This window comes from uncultured Actinomyces sp., assembly GCA_900541895.1.
Classification (GTDB): Bacteria; Actinomycetota; Actinomycetes; order Actinomycetales; family Actinomycetaceae; genus Pauljensenia.
The window spans coordinates 15,132-36,046 of the sequence record UWSI01000018.1 but is presented as its reverse complement, the minus strand read 5'-3'; the positions used below and the strand labels follow the sequence as shown (position 1 = coordinate 36,046).

Below are 20,915 nucleotides of genomic sequence, written 5' to 3'. Positions count from 1 at the left end.
GTTGGAACACTGTTCCAACCCCCCCTCTCTCTTTTTTCACCCACCCACACAACACACACGCCAGCCACACGCGCAGCACCGGTTACACCCGCATCCACACACACGCGCGGCTACCAGGCAAACACAACACACAACAGTGCTCCACCCTCAGCGCTGTGCGCGCCGCAGCGTTAGAGTCAAGGTATGACTGAAGTTTCGGATTTTTCGTCCTGCAATTTGGATGAGCTGAACGCAAGAGAAGTTCTTGCTGAACTTTTCAGTGGCGCTCATACTGCATACAGCTTTACTGATGAGCCAGTTAGCGATCAACAGCTTCACGCCGCTTACGATTTGGCTCAGTGGGCTCCCACCGGAGTGAACGGCCAGCCGCTTCGCGTTGCAATCGTTCGCAGTGGAGCGGCAAAGCAGAACCTGTTGAATGCCCTTCCCCGTGGTAACAGGGAGCAAGCTCAAGGTGCGCCTTTAGTGTTGGTGTGCGGTTCAAAGCTGGATTTCCATCATGATCTTCCTTCACTTCACCCGCGTGGTGAACGCTATGAACAGCTGCTCGCAGCTAATGGCGAGATGCGCACACTTATGGCTCATACTTCGGCCACGATCCAAATCGCGTATTTGATTCTTGCTCTTCGTGCGCAGGGCTTGGAAACCGGGCCTATGAATCCCGATGATGCCCAACTTCTTCATGACTATTTTTTCCCTGGTGAAGATATCGACCCAATTTTGGTCATTAACGTGGGTTATGCAGGTACCGATGCTTACCAGGAACGTGGACCGCGCGTGGGGTACGATGAGGTGTTTCGCGAACCTCAGGTTAACGCCTGATCCTATAAGGAGGACGCCATGGCTGATGAAGCACGAGTTCGTAAAGTGCAAGATCGCATTCAAGAAACTGTTGCTTCCCTTCTGGGACGACGCATCAAAGATCCGCGTCTGGGCTTCGTAACGATTACCGATGTTCGGGTGACTGGCGACCTTCAACATGCCTCGATTTTCTACACGGTCCTTGGTGGTGAAGAAGAGCGCGCAGCGACGGCTCGTGCTTTTGAATCTGCAAAGGGTTTGATTCGCAGTGAGGTCGGTAAAGCACTAGGAATTCGCCTTACCCCAAGTATTGAGTTCATCCCTGATGCTCTTCCTGAAACAGTTGCTTCCTTGGAGAGTGCGCTCGCATCTGCGCGGGCTCATGATGAAGAGGTTGCTCGCCAGGCAGAGGGTGCGCAGTACGCGGGTGAAGCCGACCCCTATCGCAAGTCTGAAGAGGAAGAAGAGCAGGACGAACGTTAATGACCGCTGCCTCCACTGATGCTGTTTCGGGGCTGCTGATTGTTGATAAACCTCAAGGGATTACCAGCCACGACGTTGTTTCGCGTACCCGTCGTTTAGCTCATACACGCCGAGTTGGTCACGCGGGCACATTGGATCCAATGGCGACGGGGGTGCTTGTCCTTGGAATCAACAAAGCAACAAGACTGCTCACGTGGATTACTGATCATTCCAAACGATATGAAGCGCAGGTGCGTTTTGGCGTCGAGACGACAACTGAAGACGCGGAAGGTGAAGTAACGACGGCCAGAGGGTGCGAGGGCCTCGGCAATGAAGAAATTGAAGCGGCGCTTTCTCGTTTCCGTGGAACTATTTCTCAGGTTCCCTCTGCAGTGAGCGCTATTAAGGTCAACGGAAAACGCGCCTATGCAAGGGTCCGTGCAGGTGAGGACGTCAAACTCGAGCCTCGAGAAGTAGAAATTTCTCTCTTGGAAGCACAAGGCCAGCCTCGCTCTCACCGGGTGGAGTACGTTGTGGAGGGCAAGAGCGCTTACGTCGATTGCGTTGACCTCAATGTGGTCGTTGAGTGCTCGGCGGGAACCTATATTCGTGCTCTTGCGCGTGATCTTGGAAATGCGTTGGGTTGCGGCGCTCATTTGATCTCTTTACGCCGCACTCGAGTTGGTGAGTTTTCAATTGACTGTGCCCACACCTTGCAGTCCTTGGACGAGGCCGCGGCGCTAAGTGGGGGAGAGGCTCCTCTTCCGCTGACCTCCCTGAGCGAAGCCGCGCGGGAAATGTTCCCTTGCCTTCTTCTCTCCGAGGCCGAGGCCGGTGCTTTCTCGCACGGGCAAGCTCCGCGTCGTGAGGCCAGCGAAGTCGTTCGTTTCGTTGAGGAGTATTTCCCGGGAACTCAGCCCGGTGAGCAGGGGCCAATTGCTGCCTATCGGGGTGATGGCGAAGTACTCGGACTTCTTAAGATTATTGACAATCGTTTCGCAACAGTTCTTGTTTTCTAGAAAGTAACCACAGTGGAGATTTGGCGTTCCTTAGACGAGATTCCTAAGGGATTGAGTTCAGTTGTAACGATCGGCAACTTTGATGGGATGCACGAAGGGCATCGCAAGGTGATTTCTGCTGCTGTCACCGATGCGCGTGCAATGAAGGTTCAGGCTATTGCTTGTACGTTCGATCCCCATCCACGTCAGGTGCACAATCCGGATAGCCCTCTGAAGCTGATCTCCCCTTTGCGTGACCGCTTGGACGCCATGGCTGCTGCCGGGTTAAATGCAACCTTCGTTATTCACTACGACGAATCCGTTTACACTTTGACCCCCCGTGAATTCGTTGAAAAATATGTGGTTGGCGCACTGGGGGCTACTGAAGTCGTTGTCGGCAAGGACTTCCGATTTGGTCGTCACAATTCAGGTGATCTAGAGACACTCTCGGCACTTGGAGAGGAATTCGGCTTTACCGTTACCTCGGTGGATGATGTCACTGCTCCCGAAGGACGGCGCTGGTCATCATCGTGGGTTCGCCAGCTTCTAGAAGAGGGCGATGTTTCAGGGGCCGCTCGCGTGTTGGGGCATCTTCACCGAATCCGCGGGACGGTTGAGCACGGCTATAAGCGTGGGCGTGAGTTGGGATTCCCCACCGCAAACCTCTGCAATGACATCGAAGGTGTTGTTCCCGGAGATGGGGTTTATGCCGGTTGGCTCGTACGCCATATCGGTGATAGTGGGGCAGCTGAATTCCTGCCTGCAGCCATTTCGGTGGGAACGAACCCGCAGTTTGACGGTGAAGTGCGAACCGTTGAAGCTCACGTCTTGGGGCGCAGTGACTTGAACCTCTACGGTGAAAATGTCTCCATCATGTTTGTGAGCCGTATTCGGCCTATGGAATCCTTTGAATCCTTGGACGCATTGCTGTCTCAAATGGATGAGGATCTCAGAATTAGCGCCTACGTTCTTGGTGTTGGAGTACCCACCCGAGTGGATCCCAAGGCGGTAACTGCACGTTAAGCGCCTCGTACTTCATTCTTCGGGTTGACGCTCGTGCTGCAGATCACGACTAAAGCCTGAAGATGGGATGCTAAACTAGCCTAAGCCGTCATGTCGGCCACGGATTGTATGCACAGGGAACGCCCTGTGGCTCCGTGCAACGAGTTATAAGGAGAAGCCTGTGCCACTGAGCAAGGACGTCAAGGATCAGATCATCGCCGAGTACGCCACCCACGAAGGTGACACCGGCTCCCCCGAGGTTCAGATTGCGCTGCTGACCCAGCGAATCAAGGACCTGACCGAGCACTTCAAGACTCACAAGCATGATCACCACTCTCGTCGTGGTCTGCTGCTGCTGGTTGGTCGTCGTCGTCGCCTTCTTGGCTACCTCGCCGAGATCGACATTGAGCGTTACCGCTCGCTGATCGAACGACTGGGCCTGCGCCGCTGATTTTAGTCCGGCTCGATTCCATGTTGGAATCGAGCCGGATCACTACGTGTGGGCGAAGTGCACACGCGATAACTCAATACTTTGGATAGGGCGTAATCGTGCGCGGTTTTCGACAGTGGTTTACGGCTTCTCTGGCGCCTACGGATGTGGGAAGAGCCGGACAAAAGCCGTGGACTTCGATCGAAGGCCGATACGAACGCCGAAGTAGTGTGAAATAGATCAGTTCAAGGAGAACACACATATGATGGAAGGCGAAGATATCGTCTCAGCAGAGGCGATCATCGACAATGGCCGTTTCGGTAAGCGCGTCGTGCGTTTTGAAACGGGCCGCCTCGCCAAGCAGGCCGCAGGTGCGGCCATGGCCTACCTCGATGATGAAACCGCGGTTCTGTCCGCGACCACCGCGGGCAAGCAGCCCAAGGATCAGTTTGACTTTTTCCCGCTGACCGTTGACGTTGAAGAACGTTCCTACGCGGCCGGCCGTATCCCGGGATCATTCTTCCGTCGCGAAGGCCGTCCCGGAACCGAAGCAATCCTGGCAGCACGTCTGATCGACCGTCCGCTGCGCCCTGGCTTCAAGAAGGGCCTGCGCAACGAGGTTCAGGTTGTCGCAACCGTTCTGGCTGCACACCCCAACGATGCATATGACGTCTTGGCAATAAATGCCGCCTCGATGTCGACCCAGATCGCGGGTCTTCCCTTCTCTGGCCCCATCGCTGGTACCCGTCTGGCCCTCATTGACGGCCAGTGGGTGGCATTCCCGCGCTGGTCAGAGATGGAACGCTCCGTCTTCAATATCGTTGTCGCCGGTCGTATTGTGACCACCGAAGACGGTTCTGAAGATATCGCTATCATGATGGTTGAGGCCGGCGGTGGCGAAAACGAATGGGATCTCATTCAGGCAGGCGCCGTTGCGCCGACCGAAGATGTTGTGGCTGACGGCCTTGAGGCCGCAAAGCCCTTCATTCGTGCACTGTGCGAAGCGCAGATGAAGGTTGCGGAGGTTGCCTCCAAGGAAACCGCTGAATTCCCGATCTTCCTGGATTACTCCGATGAGCAGTACGCAGCAGTTGAGCAGTGGGTTGGCGATAAGCTTGCCAAGGCGCTTCTCACTGAAGGTAAGCTCGCCCGTGAAGAGGCAGTCGACCAGGTCAAGGCCGATATGCTCGAAGCGCTGTCCGAGCAGTTCCCTGAGGGAGAAAAGGAACTCAAGGCTGCATTCCGTTCTCTGGAGAAGCAGACCATTCGTAACCGCACCCTGCGCGAAGAAATCCGTATGGACGGCCGTTCGCTGCGCACCATCCGCTCTCTGAGCGCCGAGGTCGAGGTTCTTCCTCGAGTCCACGGTTCGGCCCTCTTCCAGCGTGGTGAAACCCAGATTCTGGGCGTGACGACCCTGGCTATGCTCCGTATGGAGCAGCAGCTGGATAACCTTTCGCCCATCACGGCGAAGCGCTACATGCACCAGTACAACTTCCCGCCTTACTCGACTGGCGAAACCGGTCGCGTGGGTTCGCCCAAGCGCCGCGAAATTGGCCACGGCGACCTTGCAGAGCGCGCTCTCAAGCCCGTGATTCCCTCGCGTGAAGAGTTTCCCTACGCAATCCGCCAGGTCTCCGAGACCATGGGCTCCAACGGCTCCTCTTCGATGGGTTCCGTGTGTGCATCGACTCTGTCGCTGCTCCAGGCTGGCGTGCCGCTGCGCGCTCCCGTCGCAGGCATCGCGATGGGCCTCATGACCGGTGAAGTTGATGGCAAGCAGAAGGCCGTGACCCTGACCGATATCCTCGGTGCTGAAGACGGCTTCGGCGATATGGACTTCAAGGTCGCCGGTACCCGCGAGTTCATCACCGCCCTGCAGCTTGACACCAAGCTCGATGGCATCGACTCCCAGGTGCTGCGTGGCGCGCTGGCGCAGGCCCGCGACGCGCGTCTGCAGATCCTTGATCTGATGGAGCAGGCAATCGACGCCCCCGATGAGATGAGCCCCTACGCTCCTCGCATCATCACGGTCCAGGTCCCCGTCGACAAGATCGGTGAGGTCATTGGCCCCAAGGGCAAGATGATCAACCAGATCCAGGAAGACACCGGCGCCGAACTCACCATTGAGGACGACGGAACTGTCTACATTGGCGCATCGACCGGCGAGGCTGCAGAAGCAGCACGCGCGATGGTCAACCAGATTGCCAACCCGCAGATGCCCGAGGTAGGGGAGCGCTTCGTGGGAACCGTCGTGAAGACGACCTCCTTCGGTGCTTTTGTTTCCCTGACCCCCGGCAAGGACGGCCTGCTGCACATCTCGCAGGTTCGTCGTCTGGTCGGCGGTAAGCGCATTGACTCTGTCGATGATGTCCTTCAGGTTGGCCAGCAGGTCGAGGTTGAGATCCACGAGATTGGCGACCGCGGCAAGCTCAGCCTTTACGCCGTCGTCGATGGCGAAACTGGCGAGCTCGAGGCCAGCGATGAACAGCCTCGCCGTCGCGAGCGTTCAGAGCGCCCTGAGCGTCGTGAACGCCGTGAGCGTCGTCCCCGTACGCGCACACGCCGTCGTCGCGATGATGACGAGGCCCAGGCATCTGAGGGCTCCGACGAGGAGTGACCTCGCGCTGAGGGCGCGTTAGACAACGCGTACTCACAACTTTTATGACGTGTGGGGCGAAGGAATTCCTTCGCCCCACACGTCAAATTTATGCCTTTGCAACAGCATGTTCTTCGCCTTCAAGGTGTCATCTCAGTTATCTGAAAAAAGCAGTAATTATCGACGAATACCGTCGGAAAAGATTTGATTCTTTGGGCCTAAAGACCCCCCGTTTTCATGTGAGGCCATTGATAGCGTTGAGGACGTGGCAGCGATTATTGCCTGTGACATATCGTGTTTTGGCACTGATGTATGTCTGCAGAAATTCACCGCCCCCAGTGGCGGGATGCTGCACGAACAAGCCGCAATTATGGACGAATGTAGTCCAGGATACGTGCGGTCTCACCCTAGTCCGATGAACTCTATTCTTCAGTGATAGAAAGGTCTTTCACATGTTGGGTTCTGCAGAGAGGAAAGCGAGCGACCTGAGCGCAGGTCACCGCATCTTCCTTCTGATCTTGGTCTCTATCGGTAGCTCGATCATTTACACTCCTGCCTATCTTCAGTACGTCTTCGAAGAACCACTGGGTAAGGCCCTCATCGCCTCGGGTGGTGCTACGACCGAAAACGTTGCCACCACGCTGGGTACGCTTCTGAGCGCATACGCTATGACCGCGCTTGTGTGCTATCTCCCCTCCGGTATTGTGGCGGATATCGTTCGCGTTCGGACCCTTTCGTGGGTCGGTTTCGGTCTGACTGCACTGCTCACCTTCTGGTACGCAATGTTCCCCTCGCTGACCACCATTCGCTTCCTTTTTGTCGCAATGGGCATCACAACCATCCTCATTTGGTGGGGTATCCGTTACAAGCTTGTGCGCCTGATCTCTGATGAAAACGGCTACTCGCGCAACATCGGTCTTTCTTACGCCTTCTATGGCCTTGCGGGTCTGATCCTGGGCTTCTTCAACTCGTGGCTGGTTGCCCACCTCGCATCGCGTGGTGACATCATCCCCATGCGTACCCTGCTCTTCATCTTGGGTGGCCTGATCATGGTTCTCGCCGTCCTCTCCTTCTTCTTCATCCCGAAGTTCGAAGGCGAAATTGGCTCCACCGAAGGCGGTTTCTCGGTGAAGCAAATCGGTCAGGTCTTGGCGAATCCTGTCGTCTGGCTGGCAGCTGCCACCTTATTCTTCGTCTACTTCTTCTACACCGGCGTCAACCAAACCACCGGCTACATGAACAAGGTCATGATGCTTGCTCCCGCAGTGGTCACCATGGTTGCAACCGTCCGTACCTACGGTATTTCGCTGGTCTCGGCTCCTTTCTTCGGATGGCTTGCTGAGAAGGTCGGCTCTCCTTCGCGTGTCATTGCAGTTGCGTCACTGTTGGTTGCAGTGCTTTTCGCTGGATTCGCCGTCCTGCCCTCGGGCGCGAATGCTATCCTCACCGCTGGATTGGTGATTCTCTTGGCGTTTATTGCCAACGGTGTCTTCGGTATTGTTTCCTCGCAGCTCACTGAAGGCAAGGTTGCTCCCGCGGTCTTTGGTACGGCCTCGGGCCTGCTCTCGGTCATCGGCTTCCTTCCCGATACCTTCTCCTACACCTGGTTTGGCTCAATTCGCGACGCCGCAGGTGACGCACAAGAATCGGCGTTCCATCAGATCTTCATGATTCTTGGCGGTGCAGCCCTTCTGGCCGCGGTTTGTGCGATCGCCCTGGTTGTGGTGATTCGTATTCGCGCGAAGAAGAACGTCGAGGCCTGAAAACCACGTACTGAGGAAGGAGGACGTAGTGGCACACAAGCTTGATGTTCCCAGTATGTGGAGCGAGCAGATGGGCGCCGTCGTTGCCAAGCAAAACGAGCTGGCAAAAGACGCGTACTCGACCGATCAGAGTATTGAAGAGATGCGACAGGCCTATCGCAGTGAACGTCGTTTCTGGAACGAGGGCGGTCCGCATGTGGAAAGCGCGGAAGACCGAATGGTGCCGACGCGCCACGGGAGTATCCCGGTGCGCCGCTACGTCCCCCAGGCCTCGGAAGAAGATAACAACAAATCTGCTCGTCCCCTGATTGTTTATATTCACGGTGGCGGCTGGTTGATCGGCGATGTCGATACCCATGATCGCATCACGCGGACGATTGCCTCGCTCACGGGGGCCATCGTTGTTTCGGTGGGCTATACGCTCTCTCCGGAAGCTCAATACCCGCAGCCGATCGAAGAAATTTCCGATGCCACTGACTACATTGTCCAGCACGCCCAGGAGTGGGGAATTGATCCTCGAGATGTCTCCTTCTCGGGGGACAGTGCGGGTGCAAATATGGCATTCGGTGCGTTGCTCTACCTTCGTGATCACCATAAAGCTGTGAACGCGCGGAGTATGCTGCTTTTCTACGGAGCATACGGGTTGCGTGACTCTCGATCGATGCGACTGCTGGGCGGCCCCTGGGATGGTCTTACCGAAGCCGATTACGCGTACTATCTCAAGGCCTACCTTGGAGATCTTGAAAAGATTCGCGAACCATACGTGAATATTTTGGATAACGATCTGTCTTCGCAAGTCCCTCCCTGTTTCATCGTGGCCGCAGGCTTGGATCCTCTCAAAGACGATTCCGAGGCGCTTCACGAACTGCTTGATATCGCGGGCGTGGATAACGAATTCGTTGTCTATCCGAAGGTCATCCATGCATTCCTTCATCACTCTCGGATGTTGGATGACACGATGGATGCGATGCGGCGGGCAGCTGACTTCTTCCATAACCACAAAATCTAAGAAACTCACACATTTCACATCACCGACGATAGGAAGTAAAAATGGACTTTTCACTGAGCGAAGACCAGCAATTGATGGTCGATGGATTCACCGAATTGATGGAGTCGCGTAACTGGGAGAAGTACTTCCAGGAATGCGATGAACGCTCCGAATACCCCCAGGAATGGGTTTCGGCAATTTGCGAGCTCGGCTTTGACCAGATCCTCCTTCCCGAGGAGAACGGCGGTCTGGGTGCCGATTGGGTGACGCTTACCGCCGCTTACGAGGCACTTGGTCGCGCCGGTGGCCCCACCTACGTTCTCTACCAGCTTCCCTGCTGGGATACCGTTCTGCGTGAGGGCACCGAGGAACAGAAGGAAAAGATCCTTTCCTTCGTGGGCACCGGTAAGCAGATGCTCAACTACGCAATGACCGAGCCGAGTGCAGGATCCTCCTGGGATGATATGCGCACGACCTACACCCGCAAGGACGGCAAGGTCTACCTGAACGGTCACAAGACCTTTATTACTTCTTCCAAGTACGTGCCCTACCTGGTTGTTATGGCTCGCGATAGCGACAACATGGACACCTACACCGAGTGGTTTGTCGATATGTCCCTGCCGGGCATTACCAAGGAACCCCTGCACAAGCTGGGACTGCGCATGGACTCTTGCTGCGATATCTACTTCGATAACGTCGAACTTCGCGAAGAAGACCTCTTCGGAACCGAAGGAAATGGATTCCGTCGCGGAGTTGCCGATTTCGATCTTGAGCGTTTCCTTGTTGCTCTGACCAACTACGGCCAGGCTTACTGCGCTTTCGAAGATGCTGCGCGCTACGCCAACCAACGTGTCCAGGGTGGGCAGGCAATTGCCCGTCACCAGCTCATCCAGCTCAAGTTTGCTGACATGAAGGTTGCGCTCACCAATATGCGCAACATGCTCTACGAAATCGCCTGGAAGCACGATAACGGTCTGCTTGGTCGTGGTGACTGCTCGATGGCGAAGTACTACTGCGCACACGCAGCATTTGAAGTCGTCGACAATGCCCTGCAGGTTCTTGCAGGCGTCGGTATTACCGGCGAACACCGCGTCCAGCGTATGTTCCGCGACCTGCGCGTTGACCGTGTCAGCGGTGGTACTGACGAAATGATGATCCTTACCGCAGGCCGTGCAGCTCTGAAGGAATACCGCTGATCGGCGGGAGGTGTATCTGATGTCATTACCCGTTGATAAGCCGTCCTACGGTAACCTCGACGGCCTGAAGGTCGTTTACTCGGCAGTGGAGATTGCCGTTCCTACCGCGTGCGAAATCATGTCGGAGTGGGGTGCCGATATCACTTGGATTGAGAACACCTACAGTGGTGACTCTGTGCGTGATACCGAGTTCGTCAAGGAAATGGAACGACGCAATCAGCGCTCCATCTCGATGAATCCTTTCACGGATGAAGGAAAAGAGATTATCCGTGCGCTTGTTAAGGACGCGGATATCTTCATCGAGTCCTCGAAGGGTCCGGTATGGGCACGAAAGGGAATCACCGATGAGTTCCTGTGGGAGGTCAACCCTCGCCTAGTCATTGTGCATGTTTCCGGTTTCGGTCATGTTGGTGATCCCAAGCGTGTTCACTCCGCGGCATACGATCTGACCGTCCAGGATTATTCGGGTTACGTGTACCAGAATGGTACCCCTGAAGAAGCAATGACGGCAGCTCCCTACACTGGCGACTACTTCAACTCGCTCATGGTGATTTCCTCTGCCTTGGCTGCGGTATTCCGTGCTCAGCGCACCGGAGAAGGTGAGTCGATCGACGTCGCAATGTATGAAACGATGCTGCGCGTCGGCGCCTACTACATGATCGACTACATGAATAAGGGAGTGCTCTACCCGCGTGCGGGTGCACGCCATCAGAACCTGTGCGCAATCGGCCAGTACAAGACCAAGGACGGAATCCTGGGCCTGTGCTGCTACGGTGTTCCTCAGAACAAGTACCTGCTTGAGGTCATTGGTCTGGGGGATCTGTGGGGAACAGAAGAGTACCCCGAGGACACCTCAGCGCTGTGGCTTGACGGCCCCAAGGCCTCGTTGATCGAACAAAAACTGGAAGAGTACCTGCTCACCCAGAATGTCGACGATGTTGAGGCAGATTTTGTTGCCCACAAGATCGCGGCTCAGAAGTGCTTGGATTTCGACGACCTCTTGGCCGAAGAACACACGAAACTGCGCGGAAACTTCATGGAGTGGGAGAACCGCGAAGGAGAGACGATCAAGGGCCTCAATACGGTTCCTCGTTTCGCGCATCGTCCCGGTGGCTTCTGGCGTCCAATGCCCGCATTGGGTGAAGACACTCGAGATGTCCTCCACCGCAGTGGTTTCTCGGATGAGGATATCGAGCGTTTCAAGGCCTCCGGTTCCATCAAGTTCGCCGAAGAGGACTGATTCGTGACCATTCGGGATGAGATTCACTCGCGCACGAATCTGCGCGACATCTGGGAGGATGCGGTTCATGCAGCCCCAGAACGCAGCTTCCTCATTTTTGAGGATGTGTGCGCTGGTGTGCGCGTGGAACGCACCTACCGTCAGACAGATGAACAAGTGAATCGATATGCGAATGCCCTTCTTAAGCTGGGCTTTCGCAGCGGTGACCGCATTGCACTCTACTTGCCCAATAGCATCGAGTTCATCGAATGCTTCTTGGCGATCGCGAAGATCGGTGCGATCATCGTTCCCCTAGATACGAAGGGAACTTCTTTTGAACTTGCGGGGCTGATCGATGCCAGTGGCGCTCGCGCGGTGATTTGTACCCGGGGGTGCTCGCTCACCCTTGACGAGGCCGTGCTGGCCTCGGGAGCTCAGGTGCTCTTGGTGGGAAGCGACGCAGGTGAGGAGGAAGGTTCTCTAGCTGCTCTCAGCCGGACTTGCTCGCCACAACTGGATTACGATCCGCAGCTTGAAGCACTGAGTCTTCTGGAAATTATGTTCACCTCTGGGACGACCTCATCTCCTAAAGGCGTCATGATCACGCATGCCAATGCCGTATTTTCAGGAAAATATGTCAATTGGGAACTGGCGATGACCAGTGATGATCGCTATGCGACATCCATGGTTGCCAGTCACGTGAACTTCCAGCTCTCAGCCTTCATTCCAGTCATTACCGCCGGAGCGACTCTGATTCTTCTCAGTCGATACAGCGCGCATCGTTTCTGGAAATCGGTGTGTCAGACCCGAGCGACTTTGGTCCAGGGGATGGCACTGATTGTCATGACCTTGCTTGCTCAACCCGTGGATCCAGAAGAACAGAACCACTGCGTGCGTCAGATGCACTATTTCCTGATCTTGTCTGATGAAGATAAAGAACGCTTTGAAAAGCGTTTTGCTGTTCCACTACTGAATAACTATGGGTCGACCGAGACCTTGGTTGGAGTTGTCACCGATCCGCCCGTGGGGGAGCGGCGGTGGCCTTCTGTGGGACAAGTTGGTCCGGACTACGAACTCAAGATTTGCGATGAATCTGGAGCGGAAGTGCCACAGGGGCGTAATGGTGAAATCTGCATTCGCGGCGAGATGGGAATCTCGCTCATGCAGGGGTACTGGAAGCGCCCAGATGCGACTGGGGAGGCAGTCATTGATGGGTGGTATCACACCGGTGACTGGGGATACGTTGACCCTGATGGATGGCTTTTCTTCGTCGATCGGCGGCATGACCTCATCAAGCGTAACGGTGAGTCGGTGGCCTCGGGTGAAATTGAAAATCTTCTACGCCAAATCCCCGAAGTGAGTGACGCGGCGGTTGTTGGAGTTCGCAACCCTATTCGCGGGCAAGATATTCATGCCTTCCTTACCCTCTACCCGGGTAAGGACCTGAGCCCTGACAGTGTGTTGGAGTTTTGCCGCCAACGACTGTCCTCCTTCAAAGTTCCCAACGAGGTACGAATCATTGATGAGCTGCCTCGCGGTGAATACGGCAAAGTCAACAAAGAATTACTCAAAACCCTGTGAAAGGAACAGGCATGGCAATCAATACGGATATGGTCGGACAGACCTTCGGTCCTTTCGTCCGCGACTACACTTTCCGTGATCTTGAGCTCTTTGCTCTTGGTTGCGGTGCAGGTATCGATGGCAAGGATGGCCTCGAATACCTCAACGAGCACGACGAACGTAATCCTCAGCTCAAGGTTCTGCCCATGTTTGGTGCGATGCTCATCGTGGATTCCGAGGTCACTCGCACTATTGACTACGGCTACAACTATGCGGGCTCCCTGCACTGGGGCTTCGATATCCGCTTCCATCAGCCGATCACCAAGATGAGCGATCACTTGGAAACCATGGTTCGCCTTGAAGGGCTCTATGACCGTGGTGAGGGCCGTGGTCTGCTCGCTCAGCATATTGGTGACACCTACGATTCGGACGGCAACCTGCTTTTCACGAACGAATCTTGGGACTGCCTGATTTACGACGGCGGTTGGGGTGGGCCCAAGCCTCCCAAGGACATCGTTGAGATGCCAGAGCGTGAGGCTGATATCGAGGTTGTTGAGCGTATTCCTGAGAACCAGGCCTTGATCTACCGTCTGTCGGGAGACTACCACCCGCAGCACATCGACTGGGATTATGCAGCTGAGAACGGTGAGCCTCGTCCCATTCTTCACGCAATCTCTTACGCGGGTGTTGTTATGCGTCATGCAATTAACGCTTTTGTTCCCGGAGAACCCGAGCGCATCACCCGTTTCAAGACCCGTATTACTTCGCCGGTTCTACCTGGTAGCACTCTGAAGACGAAGCTGTGGAAGGTCGCGGAAGGCGAGCTTCGTTTCCAACTGGTAGACGAGGATGCCGATGTGACCGGTGCGAAGCCTCACCTGAACTGGGGGATTATCGAATACCGCTGAAGTAACCTTGAAAGCATAGATGCATGATCACACGATGATCCGCGGCTCTGCTATCGAGGTGTTAGAGGAGATACACGCAGTGAAAAAGGAAGTAACAGATCTCGAAGATCTGGATATGTCGGGTGTGCTATGGCGCATCATCGCATTTTCCAGTGGTGGTCCGTTCCTTGAAGGCTATGTTCTAGGAATTATTGGCGTGGCGCTTTCACGCCTGGGTACCGATATCGAGATCAGTAATTCCATGTCGGGCTTGCTGGGAATTGCTGCGTTGGTTGGGCTTTTCTTGGGAGCTGCGGTCGGAGGATGGGTGACGGACCTCATTGGTCGTCACAAGATGTTTATTCTCGACCTGATTGTCATTGTCGTTTTGTCGGCACTGTGTGCCGTCGTTACGTCTCCTCTGCAATTGGTGGTTCTGCGCTTCCTCATCGGTGTGGCAATCGGCGCCGATTATCCGATTGCCACATCGATGATCGCGGAGTTTTCACCCCGCAAATATCGTGCAATGTCGATGGGCATGATCGCTGCCGCATGGTACCTTGGCGCCAATGCCGCGGCTCTTGTTGGCTACGCTCTTTACGAGACTCCTCACGGCTGGCGGTGGATGCTTGCATCGTCTGCGATTCCGGCAGTACTCATCCTTATCGGACGTTGGGATATCCCAGAATCTCCCAGGTGGTTGGCATCGAAGGGCCGTCAAGAAGAGGCCGATCATGTTGTCATGAAACTCTTCGGTGAAAATGTCCGCCTTCCTGCGCAAGAGATTGCTGAAAAAACCGAGTTTAAGAAGATCTTCAGCGGTGTTTATCTGCGTCGAGTGATCTTCGTTGGTGTGATTTGGCTCTGCCAGGCAATTCCAATGTTTGCTCTCTACACCTATGGCCCGACAATCGTTGGTTCCATCGGCCTGGGAGAGGGACGCAATTCGCTGATTGGCGAACTTGTTATCGGCACCTTCTTCATGCTCGGTACATTCCCCGCAATGTACTTGGCTGAACGCGTAGGGCGTCGCCCGCTCATCATCTGGTGTTTCTTCGGTATGACGATTGCGCTTGGGCTGATCGGTTTCTTCCCACAGGGGGGAATCGTTCTGATTTCCATCTGCTTCATCGCCTACGCACTTCTTGCTGGCGGTCCGGGCAACCTCGAGTGGCTCTATCCCAACGAGCTCTTCCCAACCTCCATTCGTGCCTCGGCAATGGGCGTTGCTATGGCTCTGAGCCGAATCGGCACCGTCTACTCAATGTTCGTCCTTCCGGCATTTATCGCCGATTACGGGATCTCTGCGACCATGCTTGCCGGTGCCCTCATTTCAGCTCTTGGATTTGGTGTTTCCTTCGCTTGGGCCCCCGAAACCAAGGGACTGAGTTTGGACGTTACAGGATCAGCGGACTTCAAGGGGCGCTAAACGATGTATCGCATTGATTCAGTGGTTGTGAGCGCGTACCGCACGAATTGCTACGCGCTAACGAATGAAGGCGGGACGATTATTGTCGACCCGGGCGACCAGGCGAACTTCCTCCAGCAATGGACACAGGACTTGGATGTCGTTGGTATTGTGCTCACCCACTGTCATTGCGACCACATTGGGGCAGTTAATGAGCTTGTCGCTCAACACGGGTGCTGGGTTGCCTGTGGAGCTGCAGACGTTGCTGGAACGCGCGACTTACACCTGTCTGGATTCGATGCCGAAGGTGTCGACTACGTCGTAGATCACGTTGATCGACCTTTGAAGGAAGGCGATGCCATTGAGTGGGGGAGCGATTGCCTTGAGGTGATCGATACCCCGGGACACACCCAGGGACATATCTGTCTGATTGATCGTGCCAATTCGATCCTCTTCAGTGGTGACATGCTATTTGCTGGAACGATTGGACGGACCGATTTCCCTGGGGGAGACCAAGCACTTATGGCCACTTCCTGCGCGAAGCTCGCAGAGGTTACTCAGGATCTTCGCGTACTTCCCGGGCACGGTCCCGCCACCACTTTGGCAGCAGAAAAGGCGCAGCTCATGCACTGGGCACGCGTTCTTTGCCCGCCTGAAATGGTTCAGGACACTGCGCGTAATGACGGATTGAGATTGCTATGAAGCTGATCGTCAATCAAAGCTTCAAGGTAACGCGGAACCTTCAGCATGAAGCAGTCGATGTAGTCATCGGGCAGGCAGAAGGTTCGCATCAGAACCGAGCCTTCAACCGCGTCAAGCAGGCGGGTAACCGACAATGTGTCCTTAATCTGCCCCGCGCTCTTGAACTCCCACAAGCGCGTGCGAATTGCACCCAAGGGGGTAATGAAAATCTGGTTGTGAATCAGTGCGATCGTCGGATCGTTTGTTTCACCGGCCTCGACGAACAGACGACGAACTGCCCGACGATTCGGGCCAAGGTACTCGCGAAGGCGGAATTCGGCCTCGTTCATCAAAACTTCCCGCGCGCTATTCCCGTGTGGGCCAGGGCAACGAACCAATCGCGCGAAGGCGTCCTTCAGGAGGTCATCGCGGGTTTCCCAGCGTGTGTAAATGCTGGATTTGCCCACTCCGGCAGCGCTGGCGACCTTGGTCAAGTTGAAAGCAGCCCAGCCGACCTCTCCGTAGAGTGTCAGGGCGCTTTCGATGATCTTGGCTTCGACCACTTCATTGCGTGGCCGACCAACTTTGGGCGCGTCTTGTCGAGGATTCGGCACGACCTGCACCTTTCTTTCATAGCTGCTGGTAAGCGCCATATTACTCGCACCTTGCGGGTTAATGCGTGCGCTTTTCGGGAGCTGAGAAAACTTGGGGAGACTTCCCTGTATCTATCCGAAAACAACACTCAAGAGAGAAGGACACGATGAGTATCGTTGTCGCGTATAAGTACGCTGCGAACCCGCAGGATACAACCGTGGGTTCTGATGGTGTCGTTGACTGGTCGCGTGCGAAGGCTGCGGTGAGTGAATACGACCCTGTTGCCATTCAGGTGGCGCGCACTGTTGCAGATGCTAAGGGCGAAGAGCTCGTTGGCATTTCCGTAGGAGACGCACAGGTGTCCTCCTCGATGGCAAAAAAGGCTGCTCTTTCGCGCGGATTCGACCGTGCGTTGGTCGTCGCCGATGATGCCGTTCGTGATCTGAACGCCACTGCGGTTGCAGGAGCGCTTGCCGCTCTGGTTCGCAAGGTTGAAGGCGCGAATATCCTCTTTACCGGTGACTCTTCGATTGATGAGTCTGCCAAGATGATGTCTGCTCTGGTCGCGGGTTACCTGGGATGGCCCTGCTTCCAGGAGGTTTCCGCGGTCGAGGCCAACGCAGATGGGTGGACCATCACGCAGGCTACCGCGTCTGGCACCCGAACGATTGCTGTTGAGGGCCCTGTCGTCGTTGCCGTGACGACAGATGCTGCGACCGTCAAGGTTCCCGGCATGAAGGATGTTCTGCAGGCTGGAAAGAAGCCGATGGACACCGTTGCTCTTGCTGATCTGGGCATCGAGCCGATTTCCGTTGAGGTCACCGGTCGTCTGCGTCCGGTTGCTCAGGAACGTAAGAAGGAAATTCTCAGTGGTGACGACGCCGCTGTGAAGCTGGTTGAGGCGCTGCGTAGCGCTGGTGTGCTCTGAGAAAGGACTTGGACAATGACTAACGCATGGATCATTACGACATCGAATCAGATTGCGTCCCTGGTTGAGGCCGCGCGCGCGATCGGTCCCGTTACCGTCATCGCTCTTGGCGACGAGGCCACCGGCATCGCTGGCGTTGACCGCGTTGTGACCATCGGTCGTGGAAGCAACGCGCCTCTTGAGGCTTTTGCCCCCGCGGTGAGCGCTGTGTTGGAAGGCGCTGGCGCAGATATTATCTTTGCCGCGAACCGTCCTGTTGAGCGTGTCCTCGCCGGTGCTGTTGCCGCGCGCCTTGGCCTTCCCTTCATCAACGGTGCGCTCCGCGTTTCCGCTGGCGAGGCCGAACTTTCGCGTTTTGGTGGCCTGACACAGGAAAGCATTTCCTTCACCGGTGGTGCTGTTGTCGTCCTCGAAGGTGGAGCCCCCGTTGAGGGTGCGGAAGTTGCGCCCGAGGCCGGTTCGGAAGAACACTACGAGGCAAGCGTGAGCGCCGTGGAGCCCGCTGGCTCGGGCCCCGCCAACCTTGCTGCTGCACGTCGCATCGTCGCAGCCGGTCGTGGCTTCAAGGCCGAGGAAGATCTGCAGATTGCCCGCGACCTAGCCGCAGCGCTGGGCGCCGAGCTGGCGTGCTCCCGTCCTTTGGCTGAGGGAACCGCATGGCTGTCCAAGGACCGCTATGTGGGTGTTTCCGGCATGCACGTTGCTCCGGATCTGTACCTTGCCGCCGGTATTTCCGGTCAGGTTCAGCACACCTCGGGCATGTCCGATTCGAAGGTCGTCGTTGCCGTCAATAGTGATGCCAATGCTCCGATCTTTGAGGTTGCTGACTACGGAATTGTGGGCGACCTCTATGATGTCCTGCCTGCGATCACCGCAGCACTTTCCTGAGGAAGAGTATGTCTGAAGAAGTAGAGGTCGATTTCGAGGTCATCGTCATCGGTGGGGGTGTAGCCGGTTGTGTCGCCGCCTACACTCTTGCCGGACAAGGACACGAGGTCCTTCTCATTGAGCGTGCGATGGAACCCGGTTCCAAGAATCTCTCGGGTGGTGTTTTCTACTGCCGAGTAATGGAACAGGTCTTCCCGGACTTCATTCATGAAGCTCCTGTAGAACGCCGAATCACACGTAATATCGTCAGCCTGCTCAATGAAAAGTCTGCCGTCAACATTGACTACTGGGATCAGCGTCTCGCTGAGCCCGCCAATGCAGTCACAGTGTTGCGTGCAAAGCTTGATTTGTGGCTGAGCGAGAAGTGCGAGGAAGCCGGTGTCACCGTGATGCCGGGTGTGAAGGTTGACTCACTCATCATCGAAAACGGACAGGTCGTTGGTGTTCGTGCCGGAGAAGATGAGCTGCGCTCCCACGTTGTGGTTGCCGCAGATGGGGTGAACTCTTTCATTGCCCAGCAGGCGGGAATCCGCGCTAAAGAGCCGAAGAAGCACCTTGCAGTGGGTGTGAAGTCGGTGATCGCTCTTCCCGAGAAGGTCCTTGAAGATCGCTTCAATGTGCGCGATAACTGCGGTGCAGCATACGCCATGGTTGGGGATGCGACGCAGGGTGTTGCAGGTGGAGCTTTCATGTACACCAATAAAGATTCCGTCTCTATTGGTGTTGTCATGCGTCTGGATGATTTGGAAGCATCGGGCTTGTCCTCTTCGGATGTCCATGATCACCTGCTCACTCATCCGGCAATTGCTCCTCTTCTTGAAGACGGCGAATTGCTTGAGTATGGGTGCCACCTGACCATCGAAGATGGGCCTCAGATGGTGACCCACGATCTCACCCGTCCAGGTTTGGTGATTATTGGTGATGCAGCTGGATTCACTCTTAACACTGGTTTGACCATTCGAGGGATGGATCTTGCTGCGGGTTCTGCGCTCGCGGCTTCAACGGCGGTTCATGCTGCCCTTGAATCCGGTGATTTCTCTCAGGCAGCGATGGATCGTTACCTCAGTGAGTTGAAATCTTCCTTCGTCGGGCAGGACATGCAGACCTACGCGAAGGCTCCTGCTTTCCTTGAGCGTCCCCGTATGTACAAGGACTATGGACGCCTTGCTGCAGAGGTTTTCTACGGAGTCTTCAACCATGATCTTCGCCCGCGTCGCCACATCATGAAGGTCGCGATGGATGCGTTCAAGGCTTCTGGCCTGCGTTTGCGTGATCTCATCAGTGACGGCTTGGCAGGTATCAAGGCATTGTGAGGCAGGAGGAACAATGAGCACATTGAAAATTGAGAGTGTTCCCGCGCGTCTTTCGCGTAACACTTACAACCTTGACGAAGAAGAATCTCATATCGAGGTCGACCAGGAGCGCGCTCGTGCTACCGGCGCCGGCAAGCTCTTGGAGCGAATCTGCCCAGCACATGTGTACTCGGTAGAAGAGGACGGGAGTGTCGGGGTGGAATATGCCGCATGCCTCGAGTGCGGTACCTGCTTGGCTCTTGCCCCTGAAGGTGTTCTGAAGTGGCACTATCCCAGGAGCGGTTTCGGAATCATGTTCCGGGAAGGCTAAGAGCTTCTCCTTGAAGTGGTGGGTTGAAAGAGTTTGCTTTCAACCCACCACTTTTGTTTCATCTCTTGAATTCATGATTGCCGCAATGCAATCGGCGATATTTCCGCGGGTGAGGGAGTGGCCCTCTGCAGAAGCACTTCCTACGCGTAGTGGACGCCATTCAAGTGACGCCGTCCTTCGCTCTCCATGGAGTTTTCTGGTACCAAGAGCATTCAGATGAACCTCGAATATAGGAAGAGTCCGAGGTACTGGAATGCTTTGAGCTATCGGAAACAATCGATGCCTATCGGTATCTGTATCCGTCCGCGCCGCATGTGCTTCGGCGTCGATGTATGTACACGAGGGAAAATGAGCACTTCGACATATGAGGAGAGAATGTAGGTGTGATCGTTTCGCGCGCATGACAAGCTCTGTGAAATCTTCTACACACAGGTCTTTGGCGGAGTCATGAGCGGGGGAGAGGAGCAATGCTTCCATGCCGTTTTGCCCGAGTTCCTGGGCAAAAGGGAGAAGGAAAGAACAGGCAGCGTGTTCCACTTCTTTGCGCGCGCCTAAAAGACCAACACCAACAATGTTTTGATATCCCAAGCGAAGTGCTTGAGCAGAAGGGTCGACGGCATATCCCAATACTCTAGCCGCCTGGTGAACTCGCTGGGTTAAGTGCTCGCTGACTTTGACCTTTCCTCTGAGGACGTGCGAAACGGTTCCGACAGATACTCCAGCTAGACGCGCAACGTCGGAAATCGTCGGTGTCGTGGACATAAAAGCCTCCTCTCCTGTGGCCTTTACTGTGCCGCAACCGCCCTTCTTTCCACTCTAGGAAGCAGAAACTGTGGAAACACGCCGGGTATCGTGCATCCTGTGGATCAATCACACTGCGGGTGCAAA

At 55.5% G+C, this 20,915-nt stretch carries 20 protein-coding genes; 18 read left to right on the top strand and 2 right to left on the bottom strand.

Annotated features, from left to right (window positions below):
- Positions 1-183 precede the first annotated feature (183 nt).
- From QZR18_RS05800 to QZR18_RS05735, 14 genes are all read left to right on the top strand, one after another.
- Positions 184-822 (top strand): malonic semialdehyde reductase, encoded by a 639-nt coding sequence (locus QZR18_RS05800; RefSeq protein ID WP_178703687.1) that lies wholly within the window; start codon positions 184-186, stop codon positions 820-822.
- An 18-nt stretch (positions 823-840) separates the two neighbouring features.
- Positions 841-1,284, top strand: coding sequence for a 30S ribosome-binding factor RbfA (rbfA, locus tag QZR18_RS05795; RefSeq protein ID WP_178703685.1), 444 nt, complete (start codon positions 841-843; stop codon positions 1,282-1,284).
- Complete coding sequence (truB, locus tag QZR18_RS05790; protein WP_178703683.1) at positions 1,284-2,282, top strand: tRNA pseudouridine(55) synthase TruB; 999 nt, start codon at positions 1,284-1,286, stop codon at positions 2,280-2,282. The genes rbfA and truB overlap by 1 nt, the downstream gene beginning before the upstream one ends.
- A gap of 12 nt (positions 2,283-2,294) precedes the next feature.
- Positions 2,295-3,284: a bifunctional riboflavin kinase/FAD synthetase gene (locus QZR18_RS05785; RefSeq protein WP_178703680.1), complete on the top strand. Its 990-nt coding sequence runs from the start codon at positions 2,295-2,297 to the stop codon at positions 3,282-3,284.
- Between the two features lie 160 nt (positions 3,285-3,444).
- Positions 3,445-3,714, top strand: coding sequence for a 30S ribosomal protein S15 (gene rpsO / locus QZR18_RS05780; RefSeq protein WP_009407917.1), 270 nt, complete (start codon positions 3,445-3,447; stop codon positions 3,712-3,714).
- A 241-nt stretch (positions 3,715-3,955) separates the two neighbouring features.
- Entirely contained in the window at positions 3,956-6,313 is a 2,358-nt protein-coding gene (locus QZR18_RS05775; protein ID WP_178703677.1) for a polyribonucleotide nucleotidyltransferase, read from the top strand.
- A 431-nt stretch (positions 6,314-6,744) separates the two neighbouring features.
- Complete coding sequence (locus tag QZR18_RS05770; RefSeq protein WP_178703675.1) at positions 6,745-8,055, top strand: MFS transporter; 1,311 nt, start codon at positions 6,745-6,747, stop codon at positions 8,053-8,055.
- A gap of 28 nt (positions 8,056-8,083) precedes the next feature.
- Positions 8,084-9,064, top strand: a complete 981-nt coding sequence (gene aes, locus QZR18_RS05765) for an acetyl esterase (RefSeq protein WP_178703672.1) — start codon at positions 8,084-8,086, stop codon at positions 9,062-9,064.
- A 41-nt stretch (positions 9,065-9,105) separates the two neighbouring features.
- Complete coding sequence (gene caiA / locus QZR18_RS05760) at positions 9,106-10,239, top strand: crotonobetainyl-CoA dehydrogenase (protein WP_009407921.1); 1,134 nt, start codon at positions 9,106-9,108, stop codon at positions 10,237-10,239.
- 19 nt (positions 10,240-10,258) lie between these two features.
- The gene (gene caiB / locus QZR18_RS05755; protein ID WP_048712247.1) at positions 10,259-11,479 is read left to right on the top strand and encodes an L-carnitine CoA-transferase; all 1,221 of its coding nucleotides are present in this window, start codon (positions 10,259-10,261) and stop codon (positions 11,477-11,479) included.
- Positions 11,480-11,482: 3 nt separating this feature from the next.
- The gene (locus QZR18_RS05750) at positions 11,483-13,039 is read left to right on the top strand and encodes an AMP-binding protein (RefSeq protein WP_178703669.1); all 1,557 of its coding nucleotides are present in this window, start codon (positions 11,483-11,485) and stop codon (positions 13,037-13,039) included.
- Positions 13,040-13,050: 11 nt separating this feature from the next.
- Positions 13,051-13,926 carry a MaoC/PaaZ C-terminal domain-containing protein gene (locus QZR18_RS05745; RefSeq protein ID WP_178703667.1) on the top strand — a complete coding sequence of 292 codons (876 nt, stop codon included), beginning with the start codon at positions 13,051-13,053 and terminating at the stop codon, positions 13,924-13,926.
- Positions 13,927-13,945: 19 nt separating this feature from the next.
- Positions 13,946-15,334 (top strand): MFS transporter, encoded by a 1,389-nt coding sequence (locus tag QZR18_RS05740; protein WP_178703664.1) that lies wholly within the window; start codon positions 13,946-13,948, stop codon positions 15,332-15,334.
- Between the two features lie 3 nt (positions 15,335-15,337).
- Complete coding sequence (locus QZR18_RS05735; protein WP_178703661.1) at positions 15,338-16,015, top strand: MBL fold metallo-hydrolase; 678 nt, start codon at positions 15,338-15,340, stop codon at positions 16,013-16,015.
- Here QZR18_RS05735 and QZR18_RS05730 read toward each other — a convergent pair.
- The gene (locus QZR18_RS05730; protein ID WP_178703658.1) at positions 15,976-16,608 is read right to left on the bottom strand and encodes a TetR/AcrR family transcriptional regulator; all 633 of its coding nucleotides are present in this window, start codon (positions 16,606-16,608) and stop codon (positions 15,976-15,978) included. The two genes, QZR18_RS05735 and QZR18_RS05730, sit on opposite strands and share 40 nt — an antisense overlap.
- A gap of 146 nt (positions 16,609-16,754) precedes the next feature.
- Here QZR18_RS05730 and QZR18_RS05725 point away from each other — a divergent pair, with 146 nt between their 5' ends.
- Genes QZR18_RS05725 through QZR18_RS05710 form a run of 4 tightly spaced genes read left to right on the top strand, consistent with a single transcriptional unit; the run spans position 16,755 to position 20,027 of the window.
- Complete coding sequence (locus tag QZR18_RS05725; protein ID WP_178703656.1) at positions 16,755-17,516, top strand: electron transfer flavoprotein beta subunit/FixA family protein; 762 nt, start codon at positions 16,755-16,757, stop codon at positions 17,514-17,516.
- 15 nt (positions 17,517-17,531) lie between these two features.
- Positions 17,532-18,404 carry an electron transfer flavoprotein subunit alpha/FixB family protein gene (locus tag QZR18_RS05720; protein WP_178703654.1) on the top strand — a complete coding sequence of 291 codons (873 nt, stop codon included), beginning with the start codon at positions 17,532-17,534 and terminating at the stop codon, positions 18,402-18,404.
- Between the two features lie 8 nt (positions 18,405-18,412).
- Positions 18,413-19,717 (top strand): FAD-dependent oxidoreductase, encoded by a 1,305-nt coding sequence (locus QZR18_RS05715; RefSeq protein ID WP_178703651.1) that lies wholly within the window; start codon positions 18,413-18,415, stop codon positions 19,715-19,717.
- 13 nt (positions 19,718-19,730) lie between these two features.
- The gene (locus QZR18_RS05710) at positions 19,731-20,027 is read left to right on the top strand and encodes a ferredoxin family protein (protein ID WP_178703649.1); all 297 of its coding nucleotides are present in this window, start codon (positions 19,731-19,733) and stop codon (positions 20,025-20,027) included.
- A gap of 39 nt (positions 20,028-20,066) precedes the next feature.
- Here QZR18_RS05710 and QZR18_RS05705 read toward each other — a convergent pair whose 3' ends face one another.
- A complete protein-coding gene (locus QZR18_RS05705; protein ID WP_178703646.1) occupies positions 20,067-20,789 on the bottom strand; it encodes a LacI family DNA-binding transcriptional regulator in 723 nt (240 codons plus the stop codon).
- Positions 20,790-20,915: the final 126 nt, after the last annotated feature.